The 13,095-nt window shown below is 51.3% G+C and carries 20 protein-coding genes; 14 read left to right on the plus strand and 6 right to left on the minus strand.

The window, feature by feature from the left end:
• Nucleotides 1–2 precede the first annotated feature (2 nt).
• The 8 genes from rpmJ (at nucleotide 3) to P9J57_RS02245 (ending at nucleotide 3,930) form a co-directional block, all read left to right on the plus strand.
• Nucleotides 3–119: a 50S ribosomal protein L36 gene (gene rpmJ, locus P9J57_RS02210; RefSeq protein WP_004160566.1), complete on the plus strand. Its 117-nt coding sequence runs from the start codon at nucleotides 3–5 to the stop codon at nucleotides 117–119.
• A gap of 144 nt (nucleotides 120–263) precedes the next feature.
• Entirely contained in the window at nucleotides 264–620 is a 357-nt protein-coding gene (gene rpsM / locus P9J57_RS02215) for a 30S ribosomal protein S13 (protein WP_003850176.1), read from the plus strand.
• Between the two features lie 16 nt (nucleotides 621–636).
• Entirely contained in the window at nucleotides 637–1,026 is a 390-nt protein-coding gene (gene rpsK / locus P9J57_RS02220) for a 30S ribosomal protein S11 (RefSeq protein WP_004160563.1), read from the plus strand.
• Between the two features lie 33 nt (nucleotides 1,027–1,059).
• Entirely contained in the window at nucleotides 1,060–1,680 is a 621-nt protein-coding gene (rpsD, locus tag P9J57_RS02225; protein WP_013027460.1) for a 30S ribosomal protein S4, read from the plus strand.
• 25 nt (nucleotides 1,681–1,705) lie between these two features.
• Nucleotides 1,706–2,695 carry a DNA-directed RNA polymerase subunit alpha gene (locus tag P9J57_RS02230; protein WP_007891688.1) on the plus strand — a complete coding sequence of 330 codons (990 nt, stop codon included), beginning with the start codon at nucleotides 1,706–1,708 and terminating at the stop codon, nucleotides 2,693–2,695.
• A 40-nt stretch (nucleotides 2,696–2,735) separates the two neighbouring features.
• Nucleotides 2,736–3,122 (plus strand): 50S ribosomal protein L17, encoded by a 387-nt coding sequence (rplQ, locus tag P9J57_RS02235; protein ID WP_003850180.1) that lies wholly within the window; start codon nucleotides 2,736–2,738, stop codon nucleotides 3,120–3,122.
• A 93-nt stretch (nucleotides 3,123–3,215) separates the two neighbouring features.
• Complete coding sequence (locus tag P9J57_RS02240) at nucleotides 3,216–3,584, plus strand: DnaJ family domain-containing protein (RefSeq protein WP_019105358.1); 369 nt, start codon at nucleotides 3,216–3,218, stop codon at nucleotides 3,582–3,584.
• Between the two features lie 85 nt (nucleotides 3,585–3,669).
• The gene (locus P9J57_RS02245; protein WP_019105359.1) at nucleotides 3,670–3,930 is read left to right on the plus strand and encodes an alternative ribosome-rescue factor A; all 261 of its coding nucleotides are present in this window, start codon (nucleotides 3,670–3,672) and stop codon (nucleotides 3,928–3,930) included.
• On the opposite strand, the gene mscL is transcribed toward P9J57_RS02245, so the two are convergent.
• The 5 genes from mscL to def all read right to left on the minus strand — a co-directional run bounded on the left by mscL (nucleotide 3,905) and on the right by def (nucleotide 8,643).
• Nucleotides 3,905–4,315 (minus strand): large-conductance mechanosensitive channel protein MscL, encoded by a 411-nt coding sequence (gene mscL / locus P9J57_RS02250; RefSeq protein ID WP_013027457.1) that lies wholly within the window; start codon nucleotides 4,313–4,315, stop codon nucleotides 3,905–3,907. The genes P9J57_RS02245 and mscL overlap by 26 nt on opposite strands.
• A 107-nt stretch (nucleotides 4,316–4,422) precedes the next feature.
• Nucleotides 4,423–5,799: a Trk system potassium transporter TrkA gene (gene trkA / locus P9J57_RS02255; RefSeq protein ID WP_013027456.1), complete on the minus strand. Its 1,377-nt coding sequence runs from the start codon at nucleotides 5,797–5,799 to the stop codon at nucleotides 4,423–4,425.
• A 17-nt stretch (nucleotides 5,800–5,816) separates the two neighbouring features.
• Entirely contained in the window at nucleotides 5,817–7,118 is a 1,302-nt protein-coding gene (gene rsmB, locus P9J57_RS02260; RefSeq protein WP_014604875.1) for a 16S rRNA (cytosine(967)-C(5))-methyltransferase RsmB, read from the minus strand.
• Nucleotides 7,119–7,165: 47 nt separating this feature from the next.
• On the minus strand, nucleotides 7,166–8,110 hold the full coding sequence (gene fmt / locus P9J57_RS02265) for a methionyl-tRNA formyltransferase (RefSeq protein ID WP_014604876.1): 945 nt from the start codon (nucleotides 8,108–8,110) through the stop codon (nucleotides 7,166–7,168).
• A 20-nt stretch (nucleotides 8,111–8,130) separates the two neighbouring features.
• Nucleotides 8,131–8,643, minus strand: a complete 513-nt coding sequence (gene def / locus P9J57_RS02270) for a peptide deformylase (protein WP_013027453.1) — start codon at nucleotides 8,641–8,643, stop codon at nucleotides 8,131–8,133.
• Between the two features lie 117 nt (nucleotides 8,644–8,760).
• Here def and dprA point away from each other — a divergent pair, with 117 nt between their 5' ends.
• From dprA to P9J57_RS02300, 6 genes are read left to right on the plus strand one after another with little or no spacing between them, the layout of a single operon-like run.
• A complete protein-coding gene (gene dprA / locus P9J57_RS02275; RefSeq protein WP_014594751.1) occupies nucleotides 8,761–9,885 on the plus strand; it encodes a DNA-protecting protein DprA in 1,125 nt (374 codons plus the stop codon).
• Complete coding sequence (gene smg / locus P9J57_RS02280; protein ID WP_013027451.1) at nucleotides 9,857–10,330, plus strand: DUF494 family protein Smg; 474 nt, start codon at nucleotides 9,857–9,859, stop codon at nucleotides 10,328–10,330. Before dprA ends, smg begins: the two co-directional genes overlap by 29 nt.
• Before the next feature lie 22 nt (nucleotides 10,331–10,352).
• A complete protein-coding gene (locus P9J57_RS02285) occupies nucleotides 10,353–10,898 on the plus strand; it encodes a DNA topoisomerase family protein (protein WP_014594750.1) in 546 nt (181 codons plus the stop codon).
• A 9-nt stretch (nucleotides 10,899–10,907) separates the two neighbouring features.
• A complete protein-coding gene (gene tsaC / locus P9J57_RS02290; protein ID WP_014594749.1) occupies nucleotides 10,908–11,480 on the plus strand; it encodes an L-threonylcarbamoyladenylate synthase type 1 TsaC in 573 nt (190 codons plus the stop codon).
• Nucleotides 11,481–11,483: 3 nt separating this feature from the next.
• Nucleotides 11,484–12,302: a shikimate dehydrogenase gene (gene aroE / locus P9J57_RS02295; RefSeq protein ID WP_013027448.1), complete on the plus strand. Its 819-nt coding sequence runs from the start codon at nucleotides 11,484–11,486 to the stop codon at nucleotides 12,300–12,302.
• A complete protein-coding gene (locus P9J57_RS02300) occupies nucleotides 12,299–12,556 on the plus strand; it encodes a DUF1488 family protein (protein ID WP_014604878.1) in 258 nt (85 codons plus the stop codon). The genes aroE and P9J57_RS02300 overlap by 4 nt, the downstream gene beginning before the upstream one ends.
• Here P9J57_RS02300 and P9J57_RS02305 read toward each other — a convergent pair.
• Nucleotides 12,511–13,077, minus strand: coding sequence for a gamma carbonic anhydrase family protein (locus P9J57_RS02305; RefSeq protein ID WP_014604879.1), 567 nt, complete (start codon nucleotides 13,075–13,077; stop codon nucleotides 12,511–12,513). The genes P9J57_RS02300 and P9J57_RS02305 overlap by 46 nt on opposite strands.
• Between the last annotated feature and the right edge of the window lie 18 nt (nucleotides 13,078–13,095).

Genomic DNA, 13,095 nt, shown 5'->3' on the forward strand with positions numbered 1-13,095 from the left:
AAATGAAAGTTCGTGCTTCCGTCAAGAAATTATGTCGTAACTGCAAAATCATTCGCCGCGACGGTGTCGTTCGTGTGATCTGCAGCGCCGAGCCAAAGCATAAACAGCGCCAAGGCTGATTTTCACATATTTTTCTTGCAAAGTCGGGTTGAGCTGGCTAGATTAGCCAGCCAATCTTTTGTATGTCTGTACGTTTCCATTTGAGTATCCTGAAAACGGGCTTTTCGGCATGGTACGTACATATTAAATAGTAGGAGTGCATAGTGGCCCGTATAGCAGGCATTAACATTCCTGATCAGAAACATACCGTTATCGCTTTAACCTCGATTTTCGGTATTGGTAAGACTCGTTCGAAAGCCATCTGCGCTTCAACGGGCATTGCTGAAAATGTTAAGATCAGTGAGCTGTCTGAAGAACAAATTGATCAGCTGCGTGATGCAGTTGCTAAATTCGTTGTAGAAGGTGATCTGCGCCGTGAAATCACCCTGAGCATCAAGCGTCTTATGGACCTTGGTTGCTACCGTGGTTTGCGCCATCGTCGTGGTCTTCCGGTTCGCGGTCAGCGCACCAAGACCAACGCACGTACCCGTAAGGGTCCGCGTAAACCGATCAAGAAATAATCGGGGTGAGTAAATAATGGCAAAGGCACCAGTTCGTGCACGTAAGCGTGTAAGAAAACAAGTCTCAGATGGCGTGGCTCATGTCCATGCTTCTTTTAACAACACAATCGTTACCATTACTGATCGTCAGGGTAACGCACTGGGTTGGGCAACCGCCGGTGGTTCCGGTTTCCGCGGTTCACGTAAATCCACTCCGTTTGCTGCTCAGGTCGCTGCAGAGCGCTGTGCAGAAGCGGTAAAAGATTACGGTATTAAGAACCTGGAAGTTATGGTTAAGGGTCCGGGTCCGGGTCGCGAATCAACAATTCGTGCACTGAACGCCGCTGGTTTCCGCATCACGAATATTACTGATGTGACTCCGATCCCTCATAACGGTTGTCGTCCGCCGAAAAAACGTCGCGTATAACGCCCCGTTTTTTAGGATAGTTGGAGAAAGAAAATGGCAAGATATTTGGGTCCTAAGCTCAAGCTGAGCCGTCGTGAGGGCACTGACTTATTCCTTAAGTCTGGCGTTCGCGCGATTGATTCCAAGTGTAAAATTGAACAAGCTCCTGGTCAGCACGGTGCGCGTAAGCCACGTCTGTCTGACTACGGCGGCCAGTTACGTGAAAAGCAAAAAGTTCGTCGTATGTACGGTGTTCTTGAGCGTCAGTTCCGTAACTATTACAAAGAAGCAGCACGTCTGAAAGGCAACACCGGTGAAAACCTGTTGGCTCTGCTGGAAGGCCGTCTGGACAACGTCGTTTATCGTATGGGCTTTGGTGCCACGCGTGCGGAAGCACGTCAGCTGGTGAGCCATAAGTCTGTTCTGGTAAATGGTCGCGTTGTTAACATCGCTTCTTATCAGGTATCTCCGAATGATGTCGTTAGCATCCGTGAGAAAGCCAAAAAGCAATCTCGCGTGAAGGCCGCTCTGGAGCTGGCTGAGCAGCGTGAAAAGCCAACCTGGCTGGAAGTTGATGCAGCTAAGATGGAAGGTGTGTTCAAACGTATTCCTGAACGTACCGATCTGTCTGCGGACATTAACGAACACCTGATCGTCGAGCTTTACTCCAAGTAAAGCTTAGTACCAAAGAGAGGACACAATGCAGGGTTCTGTGACAGAGTTTCTAAAACCGCGCCTGGTAGATATCGAGCAAGTGAGTTCGACGCACGCCAAGGTGACCCTTGAGCCTTTAGAGCGTGGCTTTGGCCATACTCTTGGTAACGCGCTGCGCCGTATTCTGCTTTCATCAATGCCGGGTTGCGCGGTGACCGAGGTTGAAATTGATGGTGTACTGCATGAGTACAGCACCAAAGAGGGTGTACAGGAAGATATCCTGGAAATCCTGCTCAACCTTAAAGGTTTGGCGGTAAGAGTTCAGGGCAAAGATGAAGTTATTCTTACCTTGAATAAATCTGGCATTGGCCCTGTGACTGCAGCCGACATTACCCATGATGGTGATGTCGAAATCGTCAAGCCGCAGCATGTGATCTGCCATCTGACCGATGAAAATGCATCTATTAGCATGCGTATCAAAGTTCAGCGTGGTCGTGGTTATGTGCCGGCTTCTGCCCGAATTCATTCGGAAGAAGATGAGCGCCCAATCGGCCGTCTGTTAGTTGACGCTTGCTACAGCCCTGTAGACCGTATCGCCTACAATGTTGAAGCAGCGCGTGTAGAGCAGCGCACCGACCTGGACAAGCTGGTCATCGAAATGGAAACCAACGGCACAATCGATCCTGAAGAGGCGATTCGTCGTGCGGCAACCATCCTGGCAGAACAACTGGAAGCTTTCGTTGACTTACGTGATGTACGTCAGCCGGAAGTGAAAGAAGAGAAACCAGAATTCGATCCGATCCTGCTGCGCCCTGTTGACGATCTGGAATTGACTGTCCGCTCTGCTAACTGCCTTAAGGCAGAAGCTATCCACTACATCGGTGATCTGGTACAGCGTACTGAGGTTGAGCTGCTTAAAACGCCTAACCTTGGTAAAAAATCTCTTACCGAGATTAAAGATGTGCTGGCCTCACGTGGTCTGTCTCTGGGCATGCGCCTGGAAAACTGGCCACCGGCAAGCATTGCTGATGAATAACCCGATCACAGGTTAAGGTTTCACTGAGAAGGATAAGGTCATGCGCCATCGTAAGAGTGGTCGTCAACTGAACCGCAACAGCAGCCATCGTCAGGCTATGTTCCGCAACATGGCTGGCTCTCTGGTTCGTCATGAGATCATTAAGACGACTCTGCCGAAAGCCAAAGAGTTGCGCCGCGTAGTTGAGCCGCTGATTACTCTTGCCAAGACCGACAGCGTAGCTAATCGTCGTCTGGCATTCGCCCGCACTCGTGATAACGAGATCGTGGCAAAACTGTTTAATGAGTTAGGCCCGCGTTTCGCGAGCCGTGCAGGTGGTTACACTCGCATTCTGAAGTGTGGCTTCCGCGCTGGTGACAACGCTCCGATGGCATACATCGAGCTGGTTGATCGTCCAGAAGCTCAAGCAGAAGCTGCGGCAGAGTAATCTGTTGCAACGTGAAAAACCCGCTTCGGCGGGTTTTTTATTGTCTGCAGTTCCGCGTCTGCTACGCTTGTCATGTTATGAAGGAGGCGAACAATGTGGTTAATTGATCAGCTTGTTGAACAGCATATCAAAGCGGCGCAGGAGAAAGGCGAGCTAAGTAACCTGCCGGGTGAAGGTGCGCCGCTGCAACTTGAAGACGACAGTCAGGTTCCACCTGAGCTGCGTGCAGGATTTCGACTGTTAAAAAATGCAGGCTTCCTGCCCCCGGAGCTCGAACTCCGGCGCGAAGCGCTGCAGGTCAGCGATCTGTTACACCATTTAGATCCTGACGATCCTGAGCGACTGATTCAGACACAACGGCTGCTGCTGCTGAAGGTTAAACTTCGTCAGGCCGGCATGAGCACAGATTTTCTGGATGGGGAATATGGCCGCGCAATTAAGCGCAAAATTTCGCCAGATTAGCATGTTTTATGTCGTCAGCATCCGCGTATAATAGTGGCTGCTGCATCTTTAACAGCCTTATTTCTATCAACGACACGGAGAAATTATGTCCAGTTATCGCCATACGAAAGGGCAAATACAGGATAACGCCTTACAGGCATTGTTACACGATCCTCTCTTCAGACAGCGGGTCGAACAGAAACAAAAAGGGAAGGGCAGTTTCAAACGTAAAGCAAAACATGGAAAAGGAAAAGACTGGGAGGCCAGTGATAAGCAAGCCGTTTATCACTGGCCTTCTGCTTTTCGGGCACAAAAAAGCCGCGTTATAGCGGCTTCGTCGTTTAAATTTTTGTGTTTTGTTGTTTAAGTAAGTCGCGAATTTCGGTCAGAAGCAGTTCTTCGTTTGAAGGTTTGGGGGCCGGTTTTTCCACTTCTTTCTTTTTATACAGTTTGTTCATCAACTTGATTGCCATGAAGATAGCAAAAGCAACAATGATGAAATCAAATACGGTTTGCAGGAAAACACCATATTCCATGACGACAGCGGGCGCATTACCTACGGCGGGTTTAAGCACCCAACTAAACGATTTGAAATCAACGCCGCCAATCAGCAAACCCAAAGGTGGCATAATGATGTTCGCCACCAATGATGAAACAATTTTACCAAATGCCGCACCAATGATGACACCGACTGCCAGGTCAACCACATTGCCGCGCATCGCAAAATCACGAAACTCTTTGAATAAACTCATACTTCTCTCCTTGCCTTAGCCAATGCCATAAAGTTTAACAAAGCTTGCCATATTTGCCATTGCTGCGAACAATTTGCTAAATGATGTCAGACACAGCCCTGAATTTTTTACAGGAAGAACGGACTTGGCTGAAACAGGCGTTCGACGTCCGGTACAAATTTCTTATCGGTTAAAAACATGACGACGTGGTCGCCCTGTTCAATACGCAGGTTGTCATTCGCTATCATCACATCATCGCCGCGAACCACCGCACCAATCAATGTGCCTGGTGGAAGCTTGATATCATCAATTGACCGTCCCACCACGCGTGAGGTGGTTTCATCACCGTGCGCAATGGCTTCAATGGCTTCGGCAATACCGCGGCGTAAAGACGAAACGCCTACAATGTCCGCTTTGCGCACGTGCCCTAACAGGGCTGAAATCGTGGCCTGCTGTGGCGAAATGGCAATATCAATTACGCTGCCCTGGACCAGATCGACGTAAGCCCGTCGTTGTATCAGCACCATGACTTTCTTGGCACCCATTTTTTTAGCCAGCATGGCCGACATAATATTCGCTTCGTCATCGTTGGTGACGGCAATGAATAAGTCGACCTGCTCGATGTGCTCTTCCGCCAGCAGCTCCTGATCGGACGCATCACCATAGAACACCACTGTATCATGTAACTGTTCTGCCAGCTCGGCAGCACGCTGAGGATTACGCTCAATGAGTTTGACGCTGTAATTTTTCTCAAGCCGCTGCGCCAGGCCAAAACCAATATTTCCGCCGCCCACCAACATGATGCGTTTATAGGGTTTTTCCAGCCGCTGCATTTCACTCATGACTGCACGAATATGCTGGCTTGCGGCAATGAAAAAGACCTCATCCCCTGCTTCAATAATGGTGGATCCCTGTGGACGGATAGGGCGATCCTGACGGAAGATTGCCGCCACGCGCGTATCGATATGTGGCATATGGTCCCGCAGGATCGACAGCGGATTGCCTACGAGCGGACCGCCATAATAGGCTTTGACAACGGCAAGACTGACCTTACCTTCGGCAAAGTTAACGACCTGCAGTGCACCAGGATACTGAATCAGACGATATATGTTGTCGATGACCAGTTGCTCAGGCGAAATCAAATGATCGATGGGCACGGCTTCAGGAATAAACAGTTTATCGGCGTCGCGCAGATAGTCCGCCGCACGGATACGGGCGATGCGATTTGGCGTGTTGAAAAGCGAATAAGCGATTTGGCAGGCAATCATATTGGTTTCATCCGAGCTGGTCACGGCAACCAGCATATCGGCATCCTCTGCACCGGCCTCACGGAGAATACGTGGGTGAGAACCATGGCCCTGCACGACACGTAAATCAAATTTGTCCTGCAGTTGGCGTAACCGCGTTGAGTCTGTATCCACAACGGTAATATCGTTATTTTCACCAACCAGGTTTTCTGCCAGTGTGCCGCCGACCTGACCAGCACCAAGAATTATGATTTTCATCGCTTATCAATGCCTTTTCAGAGTGGACCCGTGCGTTTCACCAGCTTAGCGTAGAAAAAACCATCTCCGCCTTCTGCCTCGGGAAAGACCTGCCAACCGTTCAGGGGCGCGCCGGACAATGAAACCGCTTCCGCATCAGCGTGACGCTCGATGAACTCGCTGATTTGCCGCTGGTTCTCGTCCGGTAAGACAGAGCAGGTTGCATAGATCATCGTACCGCCGGGTTTGAGCAGCGGCCAGGTCGCATCCAGAATTTCACGTTGTAATGCGGCCAGCTCTGCAATGTCGCGATCGCGACGTAACCACTTAATGTCGGGATGCCGGCGGATAACGCCGGTCGCTGAGCAGGGCGCATCCAGCAAAATGCGGTCAAACTGACGTTGGTCGCACCACTGCTGCGGCGTGCGCCCATCTCCCTGTTTTACCTCGGCGGTCATCCCCAGACGAGTCAGATTTTCATTCACGCGTTTCAGTCGTTGGGCATCAACATCGACAGCAAGCACCTGTGCCTCGGGAGCAATCTCCAGAATGTGGGTCGTTTTCCCTCCCGGCGCCGCGCAGAGATCCAGAATCTGCTCACCGTTTTTTGGCTCAAGCAGAAGCGCACAGCGTTGAGCGGAGAGATCCTGTACCGTAAACCAGCCTTGCTCAAAGCCAGGCAGCAGAGTAACCGGTGCAGGCGCCGCAAGACGCAGCGCTTCTGGCACATCTTGGGCGACAGCAGCACTCTTCTCCTCTGCGGTGAGGCGCGCCAGCCAGCTGTCACGTGAATGATGTTGGCGATTAACACGCAACCACATCGGTGGTCGCTGGTTGTTTGCCTCAACAATTTGCTGCCACTGCTCTGGCCATGCCTGCTGAAGCCGGTTCAGTAACCAGCCCGGATGAAGATGACGCTGAGGACCATCCTGAATACTGGCAAGAAGGGCTTCCTGCTGACGCTGGAACTGGCGCAAGACGCCATTGATTAATCCTTTCAGGTTTGCGCGTTTCAGCACCTCCGCCCCGGCCACTGTCTCCGCTAATGCTGCATGAGCGGGCACGCGTGTATAAAGTAGCTGATATAAGCCCACCATAATCAGGAAATGCAGCGTACGCTGCTTACCCGTTAAGGGACGTTCCATCAGTTTGCCGATCAGCGCTTCTAGCTGCGGTAACGTGCGCAGTACACCAAAGCAGATCTCTTGTACCAGGGCAGCATCTTTATCTGAGAGTTTTTTCTGTGCCGCGGGCAAGGCGGTATTGAGTGATTCGCCTTTATCGACAACGCGTTCGATCAGTTGAGCAGACAGGCTACGAAGATTGGTTGATTTAGTCATAAGATAGTGCCATCAAGCAAAAGGCCCGGTTTTGCCGGGCCTGAGGGTCAGTCCAGAAGCGTGCCGGTTTCAAACCATTCGCGACGCGAGTTAAGCAGGTCCTGTGCTGACATCGTTTTTTTACCGGCGGGTTGAAGCTGAAGTAAATTCAGCACGCCGTCGGCAGTGGCAATGTGAATGCCGTGTTTGTCAGCCTGGATAATCTCTCCCGGCTGCTTGTTGACATGAGGTAAGACGCTGGCTTGCCAGACTTTCACCGGCTGGTCATTCACCATAAAGAAGCTTATCGGCCAGGGATTAAAAGCACGAATGCAGCGTTCCAGCTGTTCAGCCGGCAACGTCCAGTTAAGGCGCGCCTCTTCTTTGCTCAGTTTTTCTGCGTAGTTAGCCAGACTTTCATCCTGCTGAACGGCCTGCGCGTTACCGTCACGTAACTGGGATAATGTGGTCATCAACCCTGCCGGACCCAGATCTGCCAGCTTATCGTAAAGCGTTGCGCTGGTGTCTTCAGCGCTAATCGGACAGGCGAGTTTTAACAACATGTCACCCGTATCCAGCCCGACATCCATCTGCATAATGGTCACGCCGGTTTCGCTGTCACCCGCCCAGAGTGCGCGCTGAATAGGCGCGGCGCCACGCCAGCGTGGTAACAGGGAACCGTGCACGTTGATACAACCCAAACGGGGCATCTCAAGCACGGTTTTTGGCAGGATGAGCCCATAAGCGACGACAACCATGACGTCAGCCTGTAAGTCTGCAACCAACTGTTGGTTTTCGGCCGGGCGCAGGGATTGGGGTTGAAATACCGGAATGTTGTGAGCCTGGGCCAATGACTTGACCGGGCTGGCGGTCAACTTATTGCCGCGACCTGCAGGACGATCCGGCTGGGTGAAGACGCCGACAATCTGATGCTCAGAAGCAAGCAGCGCGTCAAGATGACGCGCTGCAAAGTCTGGCGTGCCAGCAAAGATAATTTTAAGCGGAGCAGACACGTTTATCCCTTATTCCGATCTCAGGAAGCCTGAGCATTTTGACGCGCCAGCTTTTCTAACTTTGTTTTAATGCGCTGACGCTTTAAAGGCGAAAGATAATCGATGAACAGCTTACCATCGAGATGGTCGATTTCGTGCTGGATGCAGATAGCCAGAAGATCACCGGTTTCAAGTTCGAAGCTTTTACCCTCGCGGTCCAGTGCACGGACTTTTACCCGCTCGGCACGAGGCACAAAGGCACGTTGCTCAGGAATAGACAGGCAACCTTCTTCGATACCCGTTTCGCCGCTCTTTTCCAGCAGCTCAGGATTGATTAAGACCAGGCGTTCGTCGCGGTTTTCAGAGACATCAATCACAATGATGCGCTGATGAATATCCACCTGCGTCGCGGCAAGGCCGATACCTTCTTCGGAATACATGGTTTCGAACATATCATCGACGATACGCTGAACGTCCGCGTTAACTTCTTTAACAGGCGCGGCAATTTTGCGCAGGCGCTCGTCAGGGAAATGTAATACCTGTAAAACTGACATAAATATCCAGATATAAATTCTAAAAGGGAAAGATTACTTCCTCATATTGTAGACTTTTTACTACCCGATTGACAGCATTCTGCGGAGGGACGCGATGCTTGTCAGAGGGCTTTGAAGATGAGAAAACGGGAGCAATTACTGCGGCTGGGCACTATACCGGGCTTAACCGGCAGGCGTTGGTTAAAGGCGGCACAGCAACTGTCTGAAGGCAAAGATGTTGACGATGTGTTGACCCAGAATGGATTAGAGGTTTCACAGCGCCACCATTACCATCATCTCTCCCCGGGTTGGCTGAAAACGGTAAACAAGTGGCTGTCGCAAAGCCCGTTACATCATTTGATTACCGCCCTTGATCCGCTTTATCCCGCTCAGCTCACTGAAATCAGCTGTTTTCCTCCTTTGCTGTATGTAAAGGGCGATCCTTCCGTTCTGGGTACATCGCAGCTGGCGGTGGTGGGCAGCCGCCAGTGCTCTCACTCCGGTCGTTACTGGTGTGACGTGTTCACACAGGCGTTGTCGCTCAGTGGCTTCACCATCACCAGCGGCCTGGCTCTCGGTATTGATGGTGTTGCACATCGTGCTGCGCTGAACGTGAGGGGGAAAACCGTTGCGGTACTGGGCAGCGGACTGGCCCACCTCTATCCCAGGAGGCATGTTGCGCTGGCTCAGGAAATTGTCGAGCAGGGGGGCGCGGTGATATCCGAGTTTCCGCTTGATGCACTTCCTCTGGCACACCGGTTTCCACGCAGAAACCGGATTATCAGCGGATTAAGCCAGGGCGTGTTAGTCATTGAAGCGTCATTAAAGAGTGGTTCATTAGTCACAGCCCGTTACGCATTAGAGCAAAATCGCGCTGTTTATGCCTTGCCTGGAGCATTGGGCAACAGCGGCAGTGAGGGAACAAACTGGTTGATTCAGCAGGGAGCAATGCTGGTGGCACATCCTAATAACATCATTGAAGATTTACGCGCTATGCTTAACTGGTTACCTGTTACACAATCAGACGAAATTTATTCTGATGCCAGTGACGATGCTCCATTGCCATTTGCCGAGCTGTTGGCTAACGTAGGTGATGAGGTTACACCTGTTGACGTTGTCGCTGAACGTGCCGGCCAACCTGTGCCAGTTATTACAGCTCAGTTGCTGGAACTGGAGTTAGCAGGATGGATCGCAGCTGTACCCGGCGGCTATGTCCGATTGAGGAGGGCATGCCATGTTCGACGTACTCATGTACTTGTTTGAGACCTATATCCACAACGAAGCAGAAATGGGTGTTGATCAGGACAGATTGACAGATGACTTGACGGATGCCGGTTTTCATCGCGAAGACATTTATAACGCGTTGAACTGGTTAGAAAAGTTGGCAGACTACCAGGAAGGTCTGGTCGCACCAATTTTACTGGCAAATGATCCGCTCTCCATGCGCATCTATACAGATGAAGAGAGCAAGCGTTTAGATGCCGAAAGCCGCGGTTTCCTGCTCTTCCTGGAACAAATTCAGGTATTGAGCCTTGAAACACGAGAAATGGTCATTGAACGTGTCATGGCGCTTGATACTCTTGATTTCGATCTTGAGGATCTTAAATGGGTGGTGTTGATGGTGCTTTTTAACATCCCAGGATGTGAAAATGCCTACCAACAAATGGAAGAACTGTTATTCGACGTCAACGAAGGTATGCTGCATTAAATTTCACTGATGCATTATCGTTATGAGTAAAACCGCACTCTTCACTGTGCGTAAACAGGATCCCTGCCCCGCTTGCGGGGCAGAACTTGTTATACGTTCAGGAAAACACGGCCCTTTTTTGGGCTGTGCAAACTACCCTGCCTGCGATTACATTCGGCCCTTGGGCAACCAGGCCGACGGGCACGTTGTGAAAGTTCTGGAAGGTCACGCCTGCCCGCAATGTGGCGCAGATAAAGTATTACGCCAGGGCCGTTTTGGTATGTTCATTGGCTGTAGCCATTATCCAGAATGTGATTACACAGAAACGATCGATAAACCTGATGAGACGACTCTCGATTGCCCGCAGTGTCAGCAGGGTAAACTGGTACAGCGGCGATCGCGCTTTGGTAAAACGTTTCATTCCTGTGATCGCTATCCAGCCTGCCAGTTTGCCGTCAACCTGACACCCGTGGCCGGGCGTTGTCCGCATTGTGAATTTCCACTTTTAGTTGAAAAAAAGACCACGCAAGGCACCCGGCTTTTTTGCGCCAGTAAACGTTGTGGCAAAGCTATCATTGAAGAGACGTAAGACATCATCATGCAAAATCAACCAGTTTCCGGCTCACTCCAGGATTGTGTGAACCATCTGAAGCAACATGCAGTCATTGCTTACCCTACAGAAGCGGTATTCGGCCTGGGCTGCGATCCTGATAATGAATCGGCCGTCATGGCGCTGTTGGCGTTGAAACGGCGGCCCGTGGAAAAAGGATTGATTCTGATAGCGGCCGATTATGGCCAGCTCATGCCCTACGTTTCCGATCACGTGTTAACGGCGATGCAGCGTGAACGTATGTTTGCCTGCTGGCCCGGCCCGGTGACCTTTGTCGTGCCTGCGGCACCGCATACGCCGCGTTGGTTAACCGGACAATTCGATTCTCTGGCTATTCGCGTCAGCGATCATCCTGACGTTCAGGCGTTGTGCCGGGCGTTTGGCAAGCCTCTGGTGTCAACCAGTGCGAATCTTTCAGGGCAGCCGCCCTGTCGCACAGTAGATGAAGTCAAACGGCAGTTTGGTCCGGCGTTCCCCGTGCTCAACGGGAACACGGGAGGCAGGTTAAATCCCTCCGAGATCCGCGACGTCATCAGCGGCAACCAGATACGGCAGGGTTAGCAGATGACACATTTTGCCGTTTTTGGTCACCCAATAAGCCACAGTAAGTCGCCGCAAATCCATCAGGCTTTTGCCAGACAAACGGGGATCACCCTTCAATATGATCGTATTGAAGCGCCTGTGGATAGTTTCCCCGAGGCGGTTACGACGTTTTTTGCCCAAGGCGGAGCGGGCGCAAATATCACGTTACCTTTCAAGCAGCAGGCCTGGGAATATGCCGATCAACTGACCGAGCGGGCTTCTACCTCGGGGGCGGTTAACACGTTGAAAAAGTGCCCGGACGGACAGATTCTTGGCGACAATACGGACGGCATTGGTTTAGTCAGCGATCTTCAGCGTCTGTCGATGATCAAACCAGGCGATCGTGTCTTACTGATGGGGGCTGGTGGGGCAGCACGTGGCGTTATCCTGCCTCTGCTTTCTCTGGGAACGACGATTACGCTAGTCAACCGCACGGCTGCGAGTGCCCAAAGCATGGCAAAGGCGTTCGGACAGTATGGGGCGGTGAGTGCATGTTCATTTAATGCGCTGAGTGGTAAACAATTTGATTTACTGATTAACGCGACATCGAGTGGCATTAATGGCGATGTGCCGCCATTACCCTCATCATTAATCCATGCTGATTTACACTGCTATGACATGTTTTATCAGAACGGATTAACCGCTTTTCTGCGCTGGTGCCAACAACAGGGTTCATCGCATCTTGCGGATGGATTAGGCATGCTGGTGGGGCAAGCCGCGCATGCATTTCATTTATGGCATGGCATCATGCCGGAAATTGCGCCGGTGATCGCGTCATTGAAAGCGGAGCTGTCGTCGTGAATCAGGCTATCCAGTTTCCAGATCGTGAAACGCTGGATACGACATTAATGGCTGTCTGTTTCCCTGTTTTGGTCAATGGCATGGGGCTAACCTGTGCCATCAGTGTGACGGCTTTACACCAACAATTCGGGGAAGGGGATGCGATGGCACTGTTTCGTGACCATCGCTGGGATTTGGAAGATCAGGCGGAGGACTGTATCCGTAACGATCAGGTCGATAATGAAGGATGGATCTGGCTGTCGCCGGCCAGGTAGTCGTTCTTCCAACTGACATAGTTGCTGGCAGAGTAGAGCAATCCTGCTATTTCTTTTTCATTCAGCGGTCGGATCTGTTTGACCGGACTGCCTACATAAAGATAACCACTTTCCAGCCGCTTACCGGGAGGAACCAGGCTCCCGGCACCAATCAGAACGTCATCCTCAACAATCACGCCATCCAGCACAATTGACCCCATTCCAACCAGTACGCGATTGCCAATAGTACAACCGTGCAGCATGGCTTTATGTCCGACAGTAACATCCTCACCGATCACCAGTGGGAAACCTGCAGGATTAGCATCAGACTTATGGGTAACATGCAGCACGCTACCATCCTGAATATTGGTGCGGGCGCCGATGCGAACCTGGTTCACATCACCACGAATAGCCACCAGAGGCCAGATACCGACATCGTCTTCCATGATTACGTCACCCGCCACAACGCTGGTGGGATCAACCATGACGCGCAGACCCAACTGCGGGAAGAGATGTTTATAAGGACGTAACGCTACAGTCATTGTGCTCTCCTTTACTGT

Source organism: Pantoea sp. nfd-35, from assembly GCF_056892255.1.